Here is a 20,367-nt window from a genome sequence, read left to right as displayed (position 1 = left end):
CCTTGTCCGCCTGCTGAACAGTTGTCTGTCCAATCAGTCGTTAGGTTTACTGGCCATGGCGTATTACAGCCTTCTAGCTTATAATCTGCTACGTCTATAATCTCTGGATTGGTTTCATCTGGTGTTACAGTAAATGTTCTTTCACAAGTTTTCACCTGCTCACATTCATCAGAAACTTCGTATTTTACTGTGATACTTCCTCCACAATCATCTGGTGCCTCAAGAGTATTAATATCTACCTCTTGATCATTAACATAATATTTTTCAACAACTGTTCCATTTCCTCCTGAATTTGAGAACCCAGACAACCAAGTACTAAATTCACTATTTATACTTTCTTGTGATGTACATTCTGGAATTGTTTTATCGTCAGGACAAACTTGATTTAATGGAATTAAAGGCTCTCCATTCACTTCAAACTCATCTTCTGCCGTACATCCTACAATACCTGGTGCAAACGTTAATGTGGCTGCCACTCTATAAGTACCTGCTTCAGTAACCTCTAGAGTATTTCCTGTTTCTCCTTCAAGCTCTACATCATCTTTATACCACACATAGGCAAAGGTATTTCCTTCTGGCGTTGCTGTTGCAGTTAATGTTATGCTTTCTTCTGTACATGCTATATCTTCTCCTTCTATTTCAACAGTAACTTCTGGAGTATTTGCCAAATCGAAAGGTCCTGCTAAATCTTTTAACTCTGCTGTAAATGAATCAGACGATCTTGTTTTTACAATTACACTTCCTAATGGACTAATACAGTCTATACCAGGCGAACTACTAGAATCGAACCCTAATGCAGAAGCATTAATCGCGATTTCTGCAAATGTAGTTTGTTGGTAATCTGACACTATATTTCCCCCTTTGTTTATCGTTCCCCAAGGACCCGCTGGTACTGGACCACCATCATTTACTTGAGAGAATACTGCGTCAGGCGCTCCTTGTCTTAATTGTATTTCTGCATACCCGTAATTTCCTGCTCCATTTCCTCCATCATACTGTACATAACCATTATTATCTTGTTTAAATTCAAAAGGTCTAAAAGGTAATGTATTGTGCGTATCAAAATAAGAATCTGGAACCCCCACTAATTCTACCCAAACATATAGTTTAATAATTGCATTAGCCCCACCATTTGCGTAATTAATAGAAAGAATTATATCTCCATGTTGTAACACGGAACCATCTGGATTAAACAAATAAGGAGTTCTACCCCCTGTTGCCGATAAATCTTCAACCGATTGAATAGTTCCTCCTACTAAATTTACTTTCTTCCTAAAATATTCAAAATCTAAGTAACTATCTCCGCTATCATTTCTTGTTGATGCCCCTAAAAAAGCCCATTCGTCTGTCCCCACCGTAGCTCCTTCTCTTCGCAAATGCCCAAAAACATCTATAATATCGTTCTTTTGTGGTACAGAGGCATCTGTAATTGTCCATGTATTTGGGTTATCATTATTTTTATCTGAACCTCCTGTGAATACATTTGAATCTGTATTATTTCCTTGAGCGTTTTGATCTCGAATAAATACAGCATCAATCCAAAGTCTTCCATCTACAACTGTGTAGATAGGAACACTCATTCTTATTTCTGCAGAAGCATTATCATCTACCAACAAATTAGCTGTAACTGCTGTAGGAGTTTCATCTATCACCCCTTTCCCTGAGTCTCCTAAAAACCAATCATCTGTTCCAAACGGGAAGACTGCTCCATTTGGAAAGGATACTATTCCTGAATACACATCTGCATCAATACCAAAATTAGCTTGAACAGAAGATTCGGTGTTTACCAATTGTGCATTCACTACATTTACTGAAAACAAAAAAAGCACGACAAAAAAACCCGTCATACTATTTCGGTATCTTTTTAAATTTTCACCAATGCAGTTTTTAAACATTTTTAACCTCTCCCCTTTACAGGCAGGTTTTGTGTCGTTAAGCAACATATTGTAATATTTTACATAGTATTATTCTTTAATTATATACAATTAAAGGGGTTACTCACCTAGCCAACAAAAGTTAAGTTAGCTGTAAAACATCTTTTCGAAAGGTTATTAAATAACTATTTTAAATTATGAGGGGTAGCAATTAAGAGAGGTACGAGGGCCGTCCGTTATTTAAGAGGTAATTGCTCAATTAAGGAGTTTGAGCGAGTGTAAAATTAAGCAATTAACACATGTTTAACAACTTAATTCATTATCTCTTACAAGAAAAAAGGGGTTTTCCCCTATAATATAATTACCCTACTGCAAGTGATTTAAATCTTGCGGAGCCTTGAACTTATTTTTAACTTCTAAATTCTATTTTCAGGGAAAACCCTTTAATAGTATGCTTATACTTTATTAATCTCATTTATTTTTAAATAACAAAAACCATCATCTTTAATTAAAAATGATGGCTTTTTTAGATTCTAAAATGTTTCGAGAACTTAGAAACAAATGTTTATGCTATCTTAAGCAAATCTTCTTTCTATGATTTCTAATAACCTGTTTTCGTATTCTTCTTTAGCTGACCAATCATAGTCTGGTTTTATCATTTTACTGATAAACTTTTTCGCTTCTTTTTCTGTTTTAAATGTATTTAATTGAGAAATAACTCTATTAAAATCGTTTTGATCACCATCAAATAAATGTTTCACAAAAGCAATTCTATCGTTTAAATCAATTTGTATTGTTTTTTGAAAATAGTCGTTTACCGTTTTTTTAGGTTCTGCTTTGGTAAACAAATCTGTCATTACATCTACTGAAATGGTATCTTGTAATTCATCTTCTAAAGTTGGTGTTTTTCTTTCTCCGACATCCTTTACGTCATTTTTCACATCACTGTCACCATGCAACAACTCTTCTAGTTCATCAAAAGGTTGTTCTATTATATCTTCTATAATAGTTTCTTCTTCTATCGCTTCAATGATATTATCCGCTATTTCATCAGCCTCTTGCTCTAATTGTTCTTGTAAATCTTCTTCTAGATGATGTACAACTCTTCCCTTTTCCAAAGGTTCTTCTACATTCAACTCTTGAACAGCTTCTTTTACCTCTTCTTCAACAACTTCTGTAATTTCTTCCTTTATATCATTAACAACTGTTTCTTTTACTGATAAATTATTGGCCAAAACTTCTTCTTTTTGTTTTTCTTCAGCCAACACTATATCATGCAACAACTCTTCTTTAGATTTTAAAGGATTAGGGGTGTTATTTATATACTCTTCTACATACGCTAAAACCGAAAGTTTTTCGTAAACTTCATATGCCTTTTGCTTCAACTCAAACACATCTTCTTTGTTTTTCATTTGTAAGATACTGTGTGCTAAACTGGTTAAATCTGATGCTAGTTTTTTGTGCATAAGTTGTCGTTTGATTTGAATTTTTGCTATTAAAATTTAATAAATTTGTTCCTCATTCGAAAGTAATACAAAAATCAATAATTAGAGCTTAAAATTACAAAATGTTTCTTGAAAATACAGTAAATCACACAGAACAATTTGGTTGGATTGAGGTAATTTGTGGCTCAATGTTTTCGGGTAAAACCGAAGAATTAATTCGTAGACTTAAACGTGCGCAGTTTGCCAAACAACGCGTTGAAATTTTTAAACCCGCTGTTGATACTCGTTATGATGACGAAGAAGTAGTATCACATAATGAAAATAGAATTCGTTCTACACCTGTTCCTGCATCTTCTAATATTCGGTTGTTAGCTAACGATGTTGATGTGGTAGGTATAGATGAAGCCCAGTTTTTTGACGATGAAATAGTTGCCGTGTGTAACGACCTAGCGAATAGAGGAGTTCGTGTTATTGTTGCTGGTTTAGATATGGATTTTAAAGGGAAACCTTTTGGCCCAATGCCTGCTTTAATGGCTACTGCAGAGTATGTTACCAAAGTGCATGCTGTTTGTACTCGTACAGGAAATTTAGCCCATTATAGTTACAGAAAAGCACAAAGTAATGACTTAGTGTTCTTAGGAGAAACTCAAGAATATGAACCATTAAGTAGAGCTGCTTACTACAAAGCCATGAAAGAGCTACAAGCTCATAATAAAAAAGAAGAAGAAACCAACAATGAATAATAATCACGTTACCGTTTTAGAAATTGATTCGCAAGCTGTACTACACAACCTTGCTTATTTTAAACAAAAGCTACAACCTCAAACCAAAATTTTGGCAGTAGTTAAAGCTTATGGATATGGAAGCGAATCTGTAGAGATTGCCAAAATCGTACAAGATCAGGTTGATTATTTTGCCGTAGCATATTCAAACGAAGGAATTGCTTTACGTGAAGCAGGAATCAAAACTCCTATCTTAGTTTTACAACCTCAAATTCAAAATTTAGAGGAAATTGTAAAATATCGACTTGAGCCTAGCTTGTATAGTTTCAAAATCTTTGATGCTTTTATGAAACTAGCCGACGAAACTCCTTTGATGAACTACCCTATTCACATAAAGTTTAATACTGGATTAAATAGATTAGGGTTTTGGCACACAGATGTACCTGCTTTAATTGCTGAATTAAAAAAATCAAATAATGTTAAAGTAGAATCGATTTTTTCTCATTTAGCCGCTAGTGAAGACCCTTATGAAAGAGATTTCACTGTTGGACAAATTAACAACTTTGCATATATAGTAAAACAAGTTTACAAGCATTTAGGCTACGAACCAATGATTCATATCTTAAACACTTCTGGAATTATCAATTACCCACAAGCACAATTTGATATGGTTCGTTTAGGAATAGGATTGTACGGATTTGGAAACGATGACCAAGAGACTGCTCAATTAAAAAACACTCATACTTTAAAATCTATTATTTCTCAAATTCACTTGATTCAACCCGGTGAAACCGTTGGTTACAATAGAGCTTTTGTTGCAAGTCAAACTACTAGAAGCGCTACAATCCCTATTGGTCATGCGGATGGTATTTCGAGAAGATTAGGTAATAAAAATGGTTTTGTTTTCATCAATAATCAACCAGCTCCTATTATAGGAAATGTATGTATGGATATGATTATGGTTGATGTTACAAAAATTGATTGTAACGAAGGAGATGAAGTTATTATCTTTAACCATCAACAACATGTGGAATACATGGCTCATAAGAGTGAAACTATTCCGTATGAAATACTTACTGCTTTATCGCAACGTATAAAAAGATTGGTAAAACGCTAATTTTTTTATACTTTTCAATTCAATTAACTATTAAAAATCAAAAATATGGGAATGCTTAAAGAGTTTAAAGACTTTGCAATGAAAGGTAATTTAGTAGACATTGCAGTAGGTTTTGTAATGGGTGCTGCCTTTAAACAAGTGGTAACTTCTTTTACTGGAGGAATTGTTTCTCCTTTAATTGGACTTATTTTCAAGGCTGATTTTAAAGACGTAAAATACGTTCTTAAAGAAGGTGTAGCTGATGAGGCTGGTAAAATAACAGGAGAAGTTGCTATAATGTATGGTGAGTTTTTAACCAATGTTATCGACTTTATTATTGTAGCTTTTGTAATGTTTATGGTTGTAAAAGCTGTAAATGCTATGAAGAAAAAAGAAGAACCTGCACCAGAAGCTCCAAAGGGACCTAGCCAAGAAGAGTTATTAGCAGAAATTAGAGATTTATTAAAAAAATAATCTATTAAATACTTAATAAAAAAGCTCGCAATTGCGAGCTTTTTTATTTTTGATAATTTCATTTATACATGCTTTCCTTTATTCCAACCATGTTTTCCTAAATATTGTTCTCCACTTTCCACTGCACCATCTTCTATACTTGTTCCCATAGAATCATTCCAACGGTTTAAATACCCAAAGAGAGAAATTACTCCTAACATTTCAACAATTTCACCTTCTTCCCAGTATTTATATAATTCTTCTTTAATTTTTTCATCCACCATATTCGGAACCATTGAAGCTGCTAATGAAAAATCTAATGCTGCACGCTCCGCATCAGAAAAGGCAGGGTGTGTTTTATATTCCCAAATATTATCTAGTTGTTCTTGTTCTGCACCATAACGTTCTGCGGCACGAATTGCATGAGCTTGACAATAACGACAACCCGTAGCATTACTACTTACCCAAGCAATCATTCTTTTTAATGCTGAAGTTACACGACCATGATTTGCCATAACTGCCTTATTTAAATTGATAAAAGCTTTGGAAATTTCTGGACGTCGTTGCATGGTTAACACTGAATTAGGGCAAAAACCTAATGTTTCATTATAAAAATCGGATAGTTGTTTGGTTTCAACATCGTGGTTTGGATCTAAAGGAGTTACTAAAGGCATAGATTTATTTTTTAAGTTTTTAATACTAACTTTTTACTGTAAGTTTGTGTTACTATTTAAATGTATTAAGTCGAAATGTACATTGACTTACTTACGCAATAAACAAAAAATTATCAAGATATGGCAACAAACACAGTTACAACCGTTTGGAAGGAAAACATGCAATTTGAAAGTGATAATCCTAGTGGACATCCAATAGTTATTGATACTTCTGAAGAGCATGGAGGAAATAATACTGGTTTACGACCTAAAGCTATGATGCTTTCTTCTTTAGCTGGTTGTTCAGGTTTAGACATTGTTCCTATGTTAGAAAAAATGCGTGTTAAAATTGATGATTTTAAAATTGTTGTTACTGGTGAATTGACCGAAGAACACCCAAAATACTATCATAAGGTTTTAGTTGATTACCATTTTTACGGAAGCGATTTAGACGAGAAAAAAATTAATAAAGCAGTAGATTTATCTATAGAGAAATACTGTGGTGTTATGGAAATGTTTAGAAAGTTTGCTGATGTAACTACAGCTATTCATTTACATAACAACTAATTTATTTTTGATAAAATTGCTATGCGCTGGACATTAAAACCGCAACCAGATACGATTAAAGTAAAACAATTAGCCAAAGAATTGTCCGTTGACACAACCTTGGCTAAAATTTTAGTACAACGTGGTATTGAAACATTTGATGAAGCTAAACATTTCTTTCGCCCTTCGTTGAGTGATTTACACAATCCTTTTTTAATGAAGGATATGGAAATCGCAGTACAACGCATTGAAACAGCTATTGCAAATAACGAAAACATTTTAGTTTTTGGCGATTACGATGTTGACGGAACTACAGCTGTTTCTTTAATGTCATCATACTTAAAAACAATTCATCCTAATATTGCAACCTATATTCCTGATCGTTATGAAGAAGGATATGGAGTTTCTTTTCAAGGAATTGATTTTGCTGAAGACAATGGGTTTTCTCTCATCATAGCTTTAGACTGTGGAATTAAAGCTATTGATAAAGTTGCCTACGCTACTGAAAAAAATATCGATTTTATTATTTGTGATCACCACAAACCAGGAAGCGAAGTTCCGAAAGCGGTTGCTGTTTTAAATCCTAAGCAAGTAGATTGTAGCTATCCGTATGATGAATTATGTGGTTGCGGTGTTGGTTTCAAATTGATTCAAGCATTAGCTTCAAAAAGAAATCAAACTATTGAAGATTTAATTCCGTATTTAGATTTAGTAGCTACTGCAATTGCAGCTGATATTGTTCCTATGACTGGTGAAAATAGAGTGTTAGCTTATCACGGATTACAAGTTATCAATTCTCAACCTCGAAATGGTATCAAAGCCATTATTCATCAACTACAAAAAAAAGAATTGACTATTACTGATGTAGTTTTTATTATCGCTCCGCGGATAAATGCTGCTGGACGTATGAAACATGGAAACTATGCTGTTGAGTTGTTAACCGAAATGGATTTTGACTCAGCAGTTGAATTTGCTTCTGCTATTGAAAAATTTAATTCAGATAGAAAAGAATTGGATAGAGCTATCACCCAAGAAGCTTTATTACAAATTGAAAACAACAACGAACAAGAGAAATACACTACAGTAGTTTTTAATGAAAACTGGCACAAAGGTGTTATTGGTATTGTAGCCTCTCGTTTAACAGAAACCTACTACAGACCTACTTTGGTCTTTACTAAAAGCGGTGATAAATTAGCTGCTTCTGCTCGTTCAGTAAAAGGATTTGATGTATATAATGCTTTAGAAGCATGTTCTGAGTTTATAGAACAATTTGGAGGACATAAATATGCTGCAGGTTTAACGCTCTTACCCGAACAATATGAAAATTTTAAAAATAAGTTCGAAGAAGTTGTTTCCGCTACTATCGAAAAAAGCTTATTAACTCCTGAAATTACTATTGATGCTGAGATAGACCTTTCAGAAATTACACCTAAGTTCTTCCGTATCATTCAACAAATGGCGCCTTTTGGTCCACAAAACATGAAACCTGTTTTTACCACTACAGCTGTGAGAGACAATGGTTACGGAAAACAAGTTGGTGCCGACAGCAGTCATTTAAAGCTAAATATCATTTACGGCTCTGATCAAAAAACATACAATGCAATCGGGTTTGGTTTGGGAGATAAAATAACGTCAACACAAAACGATTTTGACATTGCCTATACTTTAGACGAGAACACTTGGAATGGATATACTTCTATTCAACTTATGTTAAAAGATTTAAAATAACACTAATAAAAAAAGGCTTGCAATTGCAAGCCTTTTTTTATTATTTATCTTCTTTAATTAAGTACATATATACTGGATAATGATCACTATAACCTCCCGTATATCTTCCGTAAGAAAAACTTCTAAAAGGATATCCTTTATATCGACCTTTCTTTTCAGTTAAAAAACGTTTGTTAAAAATTCCTGATTTAAACATTTTATAAGTACTAAAATCCTTTTTATCTGCTTTATCAAGCAAAGGAGATGTAAACATTATTTGATCAAATAAATTAATATTATCTCTATAACCTAATGTATTAAATCCACGACGGAACATATCTTCATACGGATTATAAATATCTCCTTCTTCTACATTCTTCTTCTTACTTTTAGTTTGTAAAACCGATTTAAAACTAGAATTGATTGGATCATCGTTAAAATCACCCATAATTAACACCTTTGGATTTGGATCATTCTCTTTAATTTTTTCGATGATTTGTTTCACTTTATAAGCCGCTTTTTCACGTAACGGCCTACTTTTAGCTTCACCTCCTCTACGAGAGGGCCAATGATTAACAATTATGTGCACTAACTCATCATCTAAATAACCAGACACTAATAAAATATCACGCGTATAAACTTTATAATTTTGATCATAAATATTAGGATCAAAAGCCTCAAAATGAATTGGCTTAAAATATCTTGGTTGATATAATAATGCTACATCTATTCCTCTTTTATCAGGTGAATCGAAGTGAATGATACTGTAACGTTTCTTTTTTAATCTTTCTGACGCTACTAAATCTTCTAAAACTTTTTTATTTTCAACTTCTGCCACACCTAAAATTGCAGGACTGGTGTTCGCTTTTTCTTCTCCCAATTGTGAAATCACCTCCCCAAGCTTGTCTATTTTATCCCAATAAACCTCTTCTTTATCTCCTTTCATTTCCATGATAGGACTTGCTTCATCATTCTTATCAGGATCATTTTCTGTATCAAAAAGGTTTTCTAAATTATAAAACCCAACTGTTCTTATTTTATACTTCTTCCCTACTTGTTGTGCATAAGTAGAAAAACTAACAAAAATTAAAACTAAAAGTGTAGCTATATTTCTCATTTAATAAATTTTACCACGCAAAAATAAAACAATTTTTTATCTCAGTTTTTTATTATTTTGATAATTCACTTCTTGATAATGTTCCCTTAACCTAAACATAATTATAAATTTCTTAATTTTGTTGCCCTTTGATTGCAAACACACTCAAAGGAGTTAACAAATTTAAATATTTTATAAACAATCATTTATGAGAAATTTTACGATAACAATGTTCTTGTTATTTCTAGGTTTTGTAAACCTAAATGCGCAGAATATTGTAAAGGGGGTCGTAATAAACAGCGATTCTGAAAATCCTATGCAAGGTGTTTCTGTAAGTGTAAAAATTGCTAATGTTTCTAGTGTTACAGACGCTAGCGGAGCTTTTACATTAACTGGTTTACCAGACGGAAGACAAATTGTAACGGTATCATTAAGTGGGTATGAAACCCAAAACTTTCCAGTAGAATTATCTGGAAAAACAATAGACTTAGGTACTATCTTCATGTACGAAGATATATCGGAAGATCAAGATTTAAGTACCATCACTATTACGGATGATGAGTTGAATGACGACACTAGTGCTGCAGATAACATTTCTGGATTACTACAAGCTTCTAGAGACGTTTATTTACGTACAGCTGCTTTTGAATGGAGTGGTTCTTTTTACAGAGTTCGTGGTTTAGATTCTGAAAATGGTAAAGTTTTGATTAACGGTATTGAAATGAACAAGTTATACAACGGAAGACCTCAATGGAGTAACTGGGGAGGTTTAAACGATGTATTACGTAATCAAGAATTTAGTAATGGACTAACTCCTTCAAACTATGCTTTTGGTGGTGTTTTAGGTTCTACTAACATCAACACTAGAGCTTCTGAGTATAGTGAGGGTGGACGTATTTCTTATGCTTCTTCTAACAGAAGTTATAGTCATCGTTTAATGGCTACTTATACTTCTGGTTTATTAGCTAACGGATGGGCTATAGCTGTTTCTGGTAGTAGAAGAGCTGGTAACGAAGGCTATGTTGATGGTACTTTTTACGATGCTAACTCTATCTTTTTATCTATTGAAAAACAAATCAACGATGCACACAGCTTAAACTTAACTGTTATCGCTGCTGAAAACGAGAGAGGAAAATCATCACCTAACACTCAAGAAGTTTTTGATATTAGAGGAATTCGTTATAACTCTTATTGGGGGTATCAAAATGGAAAAATGAGAAACTCAAGGGTAAAAAGATTATACGAACCTATTATAATGTTAAATCACTATTGGAATCTTTCTGATAACACAACGTTAAATACTAATATTGGTTATCAATTTGGTGAAATAGGAAATAGTCGTTTAGATTATAACGGTGCTAATAACCCAGACCCTACTTACTATAGAAAATTACCAAGTTGGTATTTATCAGACCCTAACGGACCTGATTATGAAAATGCTTATAAAGCCTTAACTGGCTTCCAAAATGACGGGCAAATTGATTGGAATGAATTATACTTTGGAAACGAAGGAAATCCTGAAAATGCACGTGTTATTTTGTATGAAGACAGAAATGATGACAAGCAACTAACAGCCAACATGATTTTATCTTCTGAACTAAATGAAAATATTACATTAACAGCTAGTGCAGAATACAGAAAGTTAAAATCTGAAAACTTCGCTTCTCCAATAGATATGCTAGGAGCAACTGGGTATTTAGATGTAAATACTTTTGGTGATACTTTTGACCAACAACAAAGCAACTTATTAACACCAAACAGAACCATCCGTTTAGGTGATCGATTCAAGTATAACTATAACTTCCATTCGGAAATATATGGTGGATTTGCTCAATTACAATTTAAATATAGTAATATTGATTTTTACCTAGCTGGTCAAGCTAATAACACTACACATCAAAGAGAAGGATTATTCCAAAACGGATACTTTCCTACGAACTCTTACGGAAAATCTGATAAGTTAGATTTCTTTAACTATGGGGCAAAAGCTGGGGCTACTTATAAAATTTCTGGTCGTCATTTAATTGACGTGAACGGAGGTTATATTACAAAAGCACCATCATTACGTAATTCTTTTGCTAACTCAAGAGCAAGTAATTTAACAGTTGCTGATGTTGCTGAATTAAATAACGAAAAGATTTTGTCAGGAGATGTAAGTTATATTTTTAGAAGTCCATTAATCACCTCAAAAGTTACAGGGTACTTTACCGATATTAAAGACGCTACTGAAATTTCTTTCTTCTTTGCAGATGGTATTGGGGGAGACAACTCTGCTTTTATCCAAGAAATTTTAACCGGTATTGATAAAAGACATTTTGGAGTTGAGTTAGGTATTGAAGCGCAAGTAACTTCAACAATTAAGTTAAAAGGAGCGGCTAATATTGGTCAGTATACCTATAACAACAACCCTAACCTTGTAATAACTACTGAAAATGCTAATACAGAAGGTTTTGTTAACGGTAAAAGAGATATGGGCACTGCTTCTTTAAAAGATTACAGAATTGCTGCTGGACCACAAAAAGCATACTCTTTTGGTTTTGAATATAGAGACCCAGACTATTGGTGGTTTGGAGCTACTGTTAACTATTTAGATGAAGCTTATGTAGATGTTTCTCCTATTAGAAGAACAAGCAACTTTATTGCTGATGTAGACGGTGCTCCATTTTCAGAATACGACCCTATAGTAGCAAGACAATTATTACAGCAAGAGCAATTTGATGATTATATCGTTGTAAATGCAATCGGTGGAAAATCTTGGAAAGTAGGTGATGGTAAATACATCGGGCTATTTGCCAGTGTTAATAACTTATTCAATCAAGAATATAAAACAGGAGGTTTCGAACAAGGAAGAAATGCAAACTATCGCGAATTACGCGATGATAACGCTAACGGAACACCTTCTTTCGGAAACAAGTACTGGTACGGTAGAGGTACTACTTATTTCTTAAACGTAAACTATAGATTCTAAAAATTATTCAAAATGAAAAAAATAAACTTATATAAGATTTTTGCAATTTTATTTATTGCAATTTCTGCTTCATGTGTTGATAACAATGATTTTGAGTTACCAACAATAGGACCAGACAAACAATACGAAAACTTAAAGTCATTAAACGAAATTATTGCTCAATACAATGGTGATGTAGTAGAGTTTAATGACGATATTACTATTTCTGGTTATGTTATTTCTGATGATAGAGAAGGAAACTTCTACAAAACATTAGTTATACAAGACAAACCTGAAAATCCTACAGTAGGAGTTGAAATTAAAATTGATGATGCTAACTTAGGAGCTAGATATAATGTAGGAAGAAAAGTATATGTTAAACTAAAAGGTTTAGCCTTAAGCAAACCTTACTCAGCTTTTGAAATAGGTATCAAAGGTACTGGTAATCGTACTGATAGAATTGGAGCTGAGGATTATGTAAGCAAAATAGATAGATCTTCTGAAATCGTTGATATAGTACCAACTACTTTAACAATTGGAGAATTAACTGAAAATCATATCAATACATTAGTAAAGATTGAAAACCTACAATCAGCAACAAAAGGATTACAATATGCTTACCCTGAAGATAATAGTTACATTACAAGAACTATGACTTCTTGTGAAACTTTTGAGAAAATTGATATTTCTACAAGTAAGTTTGTTAGCTTCAAAGAATATTATATTCCTGATAACCAAGGTAGCATTACTGCTATTTTAGATGAATTTTCAGGTAGCTATCAATTAGTTCTTAGAGACACTAACGATGTTGACTTTACTGATGAGTATGGCTGTAACACCCCTCCTACTGATGCTACTTTAAGTGAAGTTAAAGATTTTTATACAGGTAGTGGTGAAGCAACAGTTACAAAAAACTTAAAAATAAAAGTAGTTATTACTTCTGATTTAGCTACTAGTAACTTACATGCCTTAAGTGCATTTGCTCAAGATGCAACCGCAGGTATTGCTTTACGTTTTAGTGGAGACCACAACTTAAACTTAGGAGACGAAGTAGAAATCGCTGTTGGAGGAGCTAAATTAAGCGAATACAATGATTTATTACAGTTAAACATTTCTCCATCAAGCATCATAAACCAAACAACTGGTACGTTACCAACTCCTGAAGTTATTACTTTTGCACAAGCTTTAACTGGTAATTACGAAGGTAAGCTTGTACAAATTGATGGTGTTCAATTCAATGATAATGCTAAAACTTATAGTGGTAATAATGAGTTAATTGCTGAATGTGATGGTACTCCGTTAACTGCTTATGTTAGAAACGATGCTTCTTTTGCTAATAACAGCGTAAGTGATAAAAAAGGAACAGTAACTGGTGTTATGACTGTTTACAAAGGTACTGCTCAAATTTACTTAAGAAATGAAACTGATGTAAACTTTACTGAAGACTACACTACTTGTGGTGGTGGGAGTACTCCTGGTGATGCCGATTTATTTATCTCTGAATACGCTGAAGGAAGTTCTAACAACAAGTATATTGAAATTTATAACGGAACAGGAGCTGATGTAGATTTAACTAACTATACTGTTGGGTTATATGCTAATGGTTCTGCTACGGTAGGCAATACAATCGATTTAAGCACTATTAAAGATATTTTAGCTGATGGTGAAGTAATTGTAATTTATAATGGAGGAGCATCAGATGCTGCCATCACTGGTTCAGGAGGAACTACATCAACTGTTACCTATTTTAATGGAGACGATGCAATTGCTTTATTAAAAAGCGGCACCGTGATAGATGTGGTAGGAAATATTGGAGAAGACCCAGGTAGTTTCTGGGCTGTTGCTGGTGTTTCTGACGGAACAAAAGAACACACTTTAGTTCGTAAAGCTTCAATTACAAAAGGTAACACTGATTGGACTTCTAGTGCTGGCACTGATACAACTAACTCAGAGTGGGAAGTAAAAGCTCAAGATGATTTTACTTCTATTGGAGTAAGATAATTTATCTTTCAATAAAAACTCAAAAACCCAAGTTTTAAAACTTGGGTTTTTTTATGCATCTTTAGCTAGTAAAATAACACCTATGTTTTCTTCTAACGATAGATTAAACCGAGCTTTTAAAAAAGCAAAAAAACTCCCATTAAACGAAGCATCTAAGTATGTTTTATTTTCCGATTGCCATAGAGGTGATAATAGTTTTGCTGATGATTTTGCTCGTAATCGAAAAATATATCATTTTGCATTATCTCAATATTTACAAAAAGATTTTACCTATATAGAATTAGGTGATGGTGATGAACTATGGGAAAATAAATTTGTGAATATTTTTAATGCCAATAAAGACATTTACCTATTACTTCAAAAATTCCATCAAAAAAATAAGTTGCATTTTATTTGGGGAAATCATGACATGAATTACCGAAAACCCAAAAATGTTAGAAAAAACCTAAACTATTATTACGATACAATTGATGGAAAAGAAAAAGAATTACTTCCTAACGCTTCCTTTTCTGAAGCCATTCGGTTAACTCAAAACGACGGAAAGTCAATTTTCCTACTTCATGGTCATCAAGCTGATTGGTTTAATTATACCTTTTGGAAATTCAGTCGTTTTTTAGTAAAAGTTTTATGGCGCCCATTACAAATACACGGAATTAAAGACCCTACTAGTCCTGCTCAAAACTTTAAAGGACTTATAAAGGTAGAACGTCGATTAGAAAATTGGGTAAAAGCTAACAACAACCAAATGATTGTTACAGGGCATACACACCGACCTCGATTTCCTTCTTGTGAAGAATTACCTCATTTTAATGATGGTAGCTGTGTTCATCCTAGGTGTATTACTGGTTTAGAAATTGAAAACAATGAAATTACACTTATTAAATGGCATTTAGTAACCAATGACAACGGAACCATGCAAATTACTCGAACTGTTTTAGAAGGTCCTGAAAAAATAACAGAATACCTGTAAGTATAATTTCTTATCAAATTAACCTAAAATTTACCTTCGTAACAGTTTATTAAATTCTACTTAATATTGATACCAAAGAAAGCTAGTATTTTTGACTTACCTCAGTCTTGAGGCGTATAGTCATTATAAATTTATTAGTTTTTGTCGACTATTTATTTGACTTACCGTATACTGCCTTGAATAAAGGCAGTTTTTTAATATTTAGTTAACACTTATTTAACATTAGAGCTAGTTATTTGCCGCGACAAAAACTAATAAACTAAATCTAATGAACTGTAAAACAGCACTTACAATTGTAAGTATGTTTGTGTTATCCTATACACATGCTCAAGAAACAAACTCTCCTAAATTCGGCAAGGGCTTATTTAATTTAACAGGAAAAGATAGTACTTGGTCTATGAACATGAGTGCTAGAATGCAATTTTTAGCAACTGCTGAATGGGACTCAAACAAGGATGGATTGTACAATCTATCGTCTTCAATGCTAGTAAGAAGAGCCCGTTTAAAATTTAAAGGATTCGCTTTTTCACCAAAATTAAAGTATAAATTAGAAATAGGAATGTCTAATAGAGATATTAGCGGTGCCTCTGAACATACAGGCAATGCTCCTAGATATATTTTAGACGCCGTTTTAAAATGGAATTTTCATCAAAATTTCGAGCTTTGGTTTGGACAAACTAAACTACCAGGAAACAGAGAACGTGTTATATCTTCAGCAGATATGCAGTTAGTTGATCGTTCTTTATTAAACAAGCGATTTAATATTGACCGTGATATGGGTATGCAATTACGTCATCATTTTAACCTATCAGATAAATTTGTGGTTAGAGAAGCTCTAGCCTTTTCGCAAGGTGAAGGAAGAAATGTAACTGTAGGTAACTTAGGAGGTCATCAATATACAGCACACCTTGAGTTTTTACCTTTCGGATTATTTGAGGGAAATGGAGATTATAAAGGAGGCGATTTAAAAAGAGAAAAAACTCCGAAGTTAGCTATCGGTATGAGTTACGATTTTAACAACAATGCGGTAAAAACAAGAAGTAACCAAGGACAGTATATGGTAAATGATGCGGGATATTATGAAACAAACATTTCAACCTTCTTCGTAGATGCCATGTTTAAATATAAAGGATTCTCTTTTATGGGGGAATATGCTTCTAGAGATGCCGAAGACCCTTTTGCAAAAAATTCTGATGGAACCCCTGTACTAGACAGTAAAGGAAAACAAGTAGTTGTAGAAGTGGGTAATGCATTAAACCTTCAAACAGGATATTTATTTGATAAAAACTGGGAAATATCTGCACGTTATACCAATATTGCATTGGACAAAAACATTACAGGAAAAGACATTGAAAACCAATACACATTAGGATTATCAAAATACATTGTTGGTCATAAATTAAAAGTACAAACTGATGTTAGTTACCTAGACATACCAACAGCTACCAACCAGTTAATGTACCGATTACAAGTAGATATTCATTTTTAAATGATAACATAAACATAACATAAGAGCATTCTTGTGTAACTAAATTTGCAAAACTTAATTAAAAACTAAAAAATGGGAGATCCATATATTTTGATGCTAGTCGCACTAGCTGTTTTAGCTATCGTCGACTTAGTTGTGGGGGTAAGTAATGATGCTGTTAACTTTTTAAATTCAGCCATCGGTTCTAAAGCAATTAAAGTAAGAAATATTATGATAATTGCGAGTATTGGGGTTTTTATGGGAGCCGTAACATCAAGTGGTATGATGGAGGTTGCTCGTAAAGGGATTTTTAATCCTAGCATGTTCATGTTCCAAGATATCATGTTTATTTTTATGGCAGTAATGATTACTGATATTTTATTACTAGATATCTTTAACTCATTAGGGATGCCAACCTCAACAACGGTTTCTATCGTATTTGAATTATTAGGAGCAGCTGTATGTATTTCATTAATTAAAATTGCAGCTAACGATTCTCAATCTATTTCAGATATTTGGAATTACATCAACCATAAAAAAGCGGTTGAAATTATAAACGGAATACTGCTCTCCGTTGTAGTAGCCTTCTCTGTCGGAGCTATTGTTCAGTTCTTTTCTCGTTTAATTTATTCATTTAATTTTGAGAAGAGACCTACCTATATAAATTCATTATTTGGTGGTTTTGCTATTACAGCAATTACTTATTTCATCATTATTAAAGGTATGAAAGGAACTCCTTTCTATAGTGATGTAAAACATTTAATTGAAGGAAATACTATTCTTATTATTGCTGGAAGTTTTGTTTTTTGGAGTGCTATTTCGCATGCTTTAATTCAATTTTTCAAGGTTAATATTTTAAAATTAATCATTGGTATTGGTACTTTCTCTTTAGCAATGGCTTTCTCTGGTAACGACTTAGTAAACTTTATTGGTGTACCAATCGCTGCATGGAACTCTTACCAAGCTTGGGAAATATCTGGAGTTGCTCCTGATGCATTTTCTATGGGAATTTTAGCTAAAAAAGTACCTTCTAATGTTTGGTTATTATTATTAGCTGGAGCGATTATGGTTATTACTTTATGGACTTCAAGCAAAGCAAAAGAAGTAATTAAAACAGGTATCGATTTATCTCGTCAAGGTGATGGACATGAAAAATTTCAACCAAACCCTTTATCAAGAATCGTAGTAAGAAGTGCTATGGGTATCAATGCTGCTATCAGCTATATTGTACCTCAAAAAACATTAGCTTATATTGATACTAAATTTCAAAAACCAGTAATAGAATTACCTAAAGACAAAACGTATGAAATGCCAGCTTTCGATTTAGTTAGAGCTGCTGTTAACTTAATTGTTGCGGGTATCTTAATTTCTATTGCAACTTCTATGAAATTACCTTTATCAACTACTTATGTAACTTTCATGGTAGCAATGGGTACCTCTTTAGCAGATAGAGCTTGGGGACGTGAAAGTGCTGTATATAGAGTTGCTGGTGTAATTAACGTAATTGGTGGGTGGTTCTTAACAGCTCTTACAGCTTTTGCTACTGCTGCCTTAGTTGCTTACTTAATTAGCTGGGATAAAGTAATGATTCCTGTATTATTGTTAGTTGTTGCTCTTTTAATTGGAAGAAACACCTTACAACACAGAAAGAAATCTAAACAAGAGAAGAAGCAAGTACACATGGAAAGAGCTGAATTAATTACTATTAATGGAGTAATTGAAGAGAGTTCTGACCACATTGCTGAAGTAGCGCAACGTATAAACAAATTATATTCTAGTGTAGTAAATGATTTAGCTACTCATGATTTAGTAAAATTACGTAAAACGGATAAACACGTAACAAAATTAAACGACGAAATAGATAGCTTAAAAGATGGTGTATTCTATTTTATCAAATCGTTAGATGATACTTCGGTACAAGCAAGTAGATTCTATATCTTAATTTTAGGATACTTACAAGACGTAGCACAATCGATTAGCTATATTTCTAGAGCTACGTACAAGCACGTAAATAACAACCACAAAAATCTTAAAAAAGGTCAAATTAAAGACTTAAAGAGCATCGATCATACACTTTCTAAATTGTTAGAAGATATTAGCGAAACTTTTGAAAATAGAAGTTTTGACAACTTAGAACATATTATTAATGAAAAGAAAGAATTATTAAAAGATGTTTCTGAATCTATTGAAAAACAAGTAGAACGTATTAGAACCGATGAAACGAGTCCGAAAAACACTACGTTATACTTTAGTGTTTTAATTGAGACCCAAGATTTAGTTTCTGGTTTAATGAGTTTACTAGAAACATATGAAGAATTTCACATCAGTACAAAATCTGCTGAAATAGACGCTTAACAAATAAAAAAACCGAGTTAATAATTAACTCGGTTTTTTTTATATTTTTAATAGTCTTATTAGCTTCTTTTCATTGGTCTCATTAATCCTTCTTGAGCAACTGAAGCTATTAGCTCTCCATCTCTGGTATAAATGTTACCCATAGCAAACCCTCTAGCTCCATAAGCGTTTGGACTTTCTATTGAAAACAACATCCAATCATCTAAATTAAAATCACGGTAAAACCACATTGAGTGATCTAAACTGGCTAGTTGAGTATTTCCAAAATTAGCAACACTAGCATTAGGATTTAAACACGAGGTTAAAATATTGTAGTCGGAAATATAAGTAAGTATTTGTTGCTTTATTCCTAATGGTAAATCTTTCGCTTCGCCTTTCAACTTAAACCAAACATCAACCACAGGCGGTAAATCTTTTCTATCTAACGGATTTACTATTTGCACAGGTTTAAAATCTATAGGTCTTTCTATGCTTAAAAAATCTTTCATCTTTTGAGGTAAAAAAGCCCCGAATTGGTCCAACACATCTGTCCAACTCAACAACTCTTCTGGTTGTTTTATATCTTTCTTTATTGGTTTTTGATGTTCATACCCTTCTTCTTCTTTATGAAATGAACAAGATAATATAAAAATAGTTTTATCTCCTTGATGGGCTGTTACTCTTCGTGTAGAAAAACTTCCTCCATCACGAATTGGTTGTACATTATATGTTATTGGCAACTCCAGGTTCCCTGCTTCTAAAAAATATGAATGTAATGAATGTAATATTCTATCTTTTGGTGCTGTTCTATATGCTGCATTTAAGGCCTGAGCTAATACTTGACCTCCAAAAACATTAGGACTTCCTATATCTCTACTTACTCCGTTAAAATTACCATTTCCTATATCATCAAGAGTAAGTATGTTTAATAATTCTTGAGTATTTTTCATGTTATCTTCTCTCTACGAGAGCTTAATTTATTTATGTTGTTATACTTTTAAAGGCTTGTAAAGCTAAAGTTTGTTTATTGAATGTATTTCAAAAGTAACCTTAAA

Annotated in this window: 14 protein-coding genes and 1 pseudogene; 10 read left to right on the top strand and 5 right to left on the bottom strand. The window is 33.0% G+C overall.

The genetic code is table 11. From position 1 onward, the window contains the following. Nucleotides 1-1,895, bottom strand: a pseudogene (locus N534_RS0106955) (hypothetical protein); the annotation flags it as partial. Nucleotides 1,896-2,449: 554 nt separating this feature from the next. Beyond that, complete coding sequence (locus N534_RS0106950) at nt 2,450-3,340, bottom strand: hypothetical protein (RefSeq protein WP_028891791.1); 891 nt, start codon at nt 3,338-3,340, stop codon at nt 2,450-2,452. Between the two features lie 101 nt (nt 3,341-3,441). On the opposite strand from N534_RS0106950, the gene N534_RS14545 reads away from it, so the two are divergent. The 3 genes from N534_RS14545 to mscL are packed head-to-tail and all read left to right on the top strand — an operon-like array spanning nt 3,442 to nt 5,611. Beyond that, nucleotides 3,442-4,062, top strand: a complete 621-nt coding sequence (locus tag N534_RS14545; RefSeq protein WP_038005604.1) for a thymidine kinase — start codon at nt 3,442-3,444, stop codon at nt 4,060-4,062. Further along, a complete protein-coding gene (alr, locus tag N534_RS0106940) occupies nt 4,055-5,158 on the top strand; it encodes an alanine racemase (protein WP_028891790.1) in 1,104 nt (367 codons plus the stop codon). The genes N534_RS14545 and alr overlap by 8 nt, the downstream gene beginning before the upstream one ends. A 51-nt stretch (nt 5,159-5,209) precedes the next feature. After that, nucleotides 5,210-5,611 (top strand): large-conductance mechanosensitive channel protein MscL, encoded by a 402-nt coding sequence (gene mscL / locus N534_RS0106935; protein ID WP_197017701.1) that lies wholly within the window; start codon nt 5,210-5,212, stop codon nt 5,609-5,611. A gap of 62 nt (nt 5,612-5,673) precedes the next feature. Here the strand turns inward: mscL and N534_RS0106930 are convergent, their stop codons facing one another. Beyond that, nucleotides 5,674-6,264 carry a carboxymuconolactone decarboxylase family protein gene (locus N534_RS0106930; RefSeq protein WP_028891788.1) on the bottom strand — a complete coding sequence of 197 codons (591 nt, stop codon included), beginning with the start codon at nt 6,262-6,264 and terminating at the stop codon, nt 5,674-5,676. Nucleotides 6,265-6,384: 120 nt separating this feature from the next. Here N534_RS0106930 and N534_RS0106925 point away from each other — a divergent pair, with 120 nt between their 5' ends. Together N534_RS0106925 and recJ are read left to right on the top strand one after the other, a co-directional pair. After that, nucleotides 6,385-6,810, top strand: a complete 426-nt coding sequence (locus tag N534_RS0106925; protein ID WP_028891787.1) for an OsmC family protein — start codon at nt 6,385-6,387, stop codon at nt 6,808-6,810. A 21-nt stretch (nt 6,811-6,831) separates the two neighbouring features. After that, nucleotides 6,832-8,517 carry a single-stranded-DNA-specific exonuclease RecJ gene (recJ, locus tag N534_RS0106920; RefSeq protein ID WP_028891786.1) on the top strand — a complete coding sequence of 562 codons (1,686 nt, stop codon included), beginning with the start codon at nt 6,832-6,834 and terminating at the stop codon, nt 8,515-8,517. A 40-nt stretch (nt 8,518-8,557) separates the two neighbouring features. Here recJ and N534_RS0106915 read toward each other — a convergent pair whose 3' ends face one another. Beyond that, complete coding sequence (locus N534_RS0106915) at nt 8,558-9,613, bottom strand: endonuclease (RefSeq protein ID WP_028891785.1); 1,056 nt, start codon at nt 9,611-9,613, stop codon at nt 8,558-8,560. Nucleotides 9,614-9,800: 187 nt separating this feature from the next. Between N534_RS0106915 and N534_RS0106910 the strand changes: the two genes are divergently transcribed. The 5 genes from N534_RS0106910 to N534_RS0106890 all read left to right on the top strand — a co-directional run bounded on the left by N534_RS0106910 (nt 9,801) and on the right by N534_RS0106890 (nt 19,333). Continuing rightward, complete coding sequence (locus N534_RS0106910; protein ID WP_028891784.1) at nt 9,801-12,560, top strand: carboxypeptidase-like regulatory domain-containing protein; 2,760 nt, start codon at nt 9,801-9,803, stop codon at nt 12,558-12,560. A 12-nt stretch (nt 12,561-12,572) separates the two neighbouring features. Continuing rightward, the gene (locus tag N534_RS0106905; protein WP_028891783.1) at nt 12,573-14,540 is read left to right on the top strand and encodes a DUF5689 domain-containing protein; all 1,968 of its coding nucleotides are present in this window, start codon (nt 12,573-12,575) and stop codon (nt 14,538-14,540) included. 82 nt (nt 14,541-14,622) lie between these two features. Continuing rightward, entirely contained in the window at nt 14,623-15,510 is an 888-nt protein-coding gene (locus N534_RS0106900) for a metallophosphoesterase (RefSeq protein ID WP_038005601.1), read from the top strand. A 268-nt stretch (nt 15,511-15,778) separates the two neighbouring features. Continuing rightward, nucleotides 15,779-16,999: a porin gene (locus tag N534_RS0106895; RefSeq protein WP_051435866.1), complete on the top strand. Its 1,221-nt coding sequence runs from the start codon at nt 15,779-15,781 to the stop codon at nt 16,997-16,999. 72 nt (nt 17,000-17,071) lie between these two features. Further along, entirely contained in the window at nt 17,072-19,333 is a 2,262-nt protein-coding gene (locus tag N534_RS0106890; protein WP_028891780.1) for an inorganic phosphate transporter, read from the top strand. Between the two features lie 59 nt (nt 19,334-19,392). Here the strand turns inward: N534_RS0106890 and N534_RS0106885 are convergent, their stop codons facing one another. After that, nucleotides 19,393-20,262, bottom strand: a complete 870-nt coding sequence (locus N534_RS0106885; protein WP_028891779.1) for an acyl-CoA thioesterase II — start codon at nt 20,260-20,262, stop codon at nt 19,393-19,395. Nucleotides 20,263-20,367: the final 105 nt, after the last annotated feature.

Source organism: Tenacibaculum sp. 47A_GOM-205m (assembly GCF_000518405.1).
Classification (GTDB): Bacteria; Bacteroidota; Bacteroidia; order Flavobacteriales; family Flavobacteriaceae; genus Polaribacter; species Polaribacter lutimaris.
This window is presented reverse-complemented; position numbering and strand designations above follow the sequence as displayed.

Excerpts from the sequence above, each read along its gene's own strand:
- N534_RS0106930 (WP_028891788.1), bottom strand. The coding sequence starts at position 6,264 with ATGCCTTTAGTAACTCCTTTAGATCCAAACCACGATGTTGAAACCAAA.
- N534_RS0106915 (WP_028891785.1), bottom strand. The coding sequence starts at position 9,613 with ATGAGAAATATAGCTACACTTTTAGTTTTAATTTTTGTTAGTTTTTCT.
- N534_RS14545 (WP_038005604.1), top strand. The coding sequence starts at position 3,442 with ATGTTTCTTGAAAATACAGTAAATCACACAGAACAATTTGGTTGGATT.
- N534_RS0106905 (WP_028891783.1), top strand. The coding sequence starts at position 12,573 with ATGAAAAAAATAAACTTATATAAGATTTTTGCAATTTTATTTATTGCA.
- N534_RS0106950 (WP_028891791.1), bottom strand. The coding sequence starts at position 3,340 with ATGCACAAAAAACTAGCATCAGATTTAACCAGTTTAGCACACAGTATC.
- alr (WP_028891790.1), top strand. The coding sequence starts at position 4,055 with ATGAATAATAATCACGTTACCGTTTTAGAAATTGATTCGCAAGCTGTA.
- N534_RS0106925 (WP_028891787.1), top strand. The coding sequence starts at position 6,385 with ATGGCAACAAACACAGTTACAACCGTTTGGAAGGAAAACATGCAATTT.
- mscL (WP_197017701.1), top strand. The coding sequence starts at position 5,210 with ATGCTTAAAGAGTTTAAAGACTTTGCAATGAAAGGTAATTTAGTAGAC.
- N534_RS0106895 (WP_051435866.1), top strand. The coding sequence starts at position 15,779 with ATGAACTGTAAAACAGCACTTACAATTGTAAGTATGTTTGTGTTATCC.
- recJ (WP_028891786.1), top strand. The coding sequence starts at position 6,832 with ATGCGCTGGACATTAAAACCGCAACCAGATACGATTAAAGTAAAACAA.
- N534_RS0106900 (WP_038005601.1), top strand. The coding sequence starts at position 14,623 with ATGTTTTCTTCTAACGATAGATTAAACCGAGCTTTTAAAAAAGCAAAA.
- N534_RS0106890 (WP_028891780.1), top strand. The coding sequence starts at position 17,072 with ATGGGAGATCCATATATTTTGATGCTAGTCGCACTAGCTGTTTTAGCT.
- N534_RS0106885 (WP_028891779.1), bottom strand. The coding sequence starts at position 20,262 with ATGAAAAATACTCAAGAATTATTAAACATACTTACTCTTGATGATATA.
- N534_RS0106910 (WP_028891784.1), top strand. The coding sequence starts at position 9,801 with ATGAGAAATTTTACGATAACAATGTTCTTGTTATTTCTAGGTTTTGTA.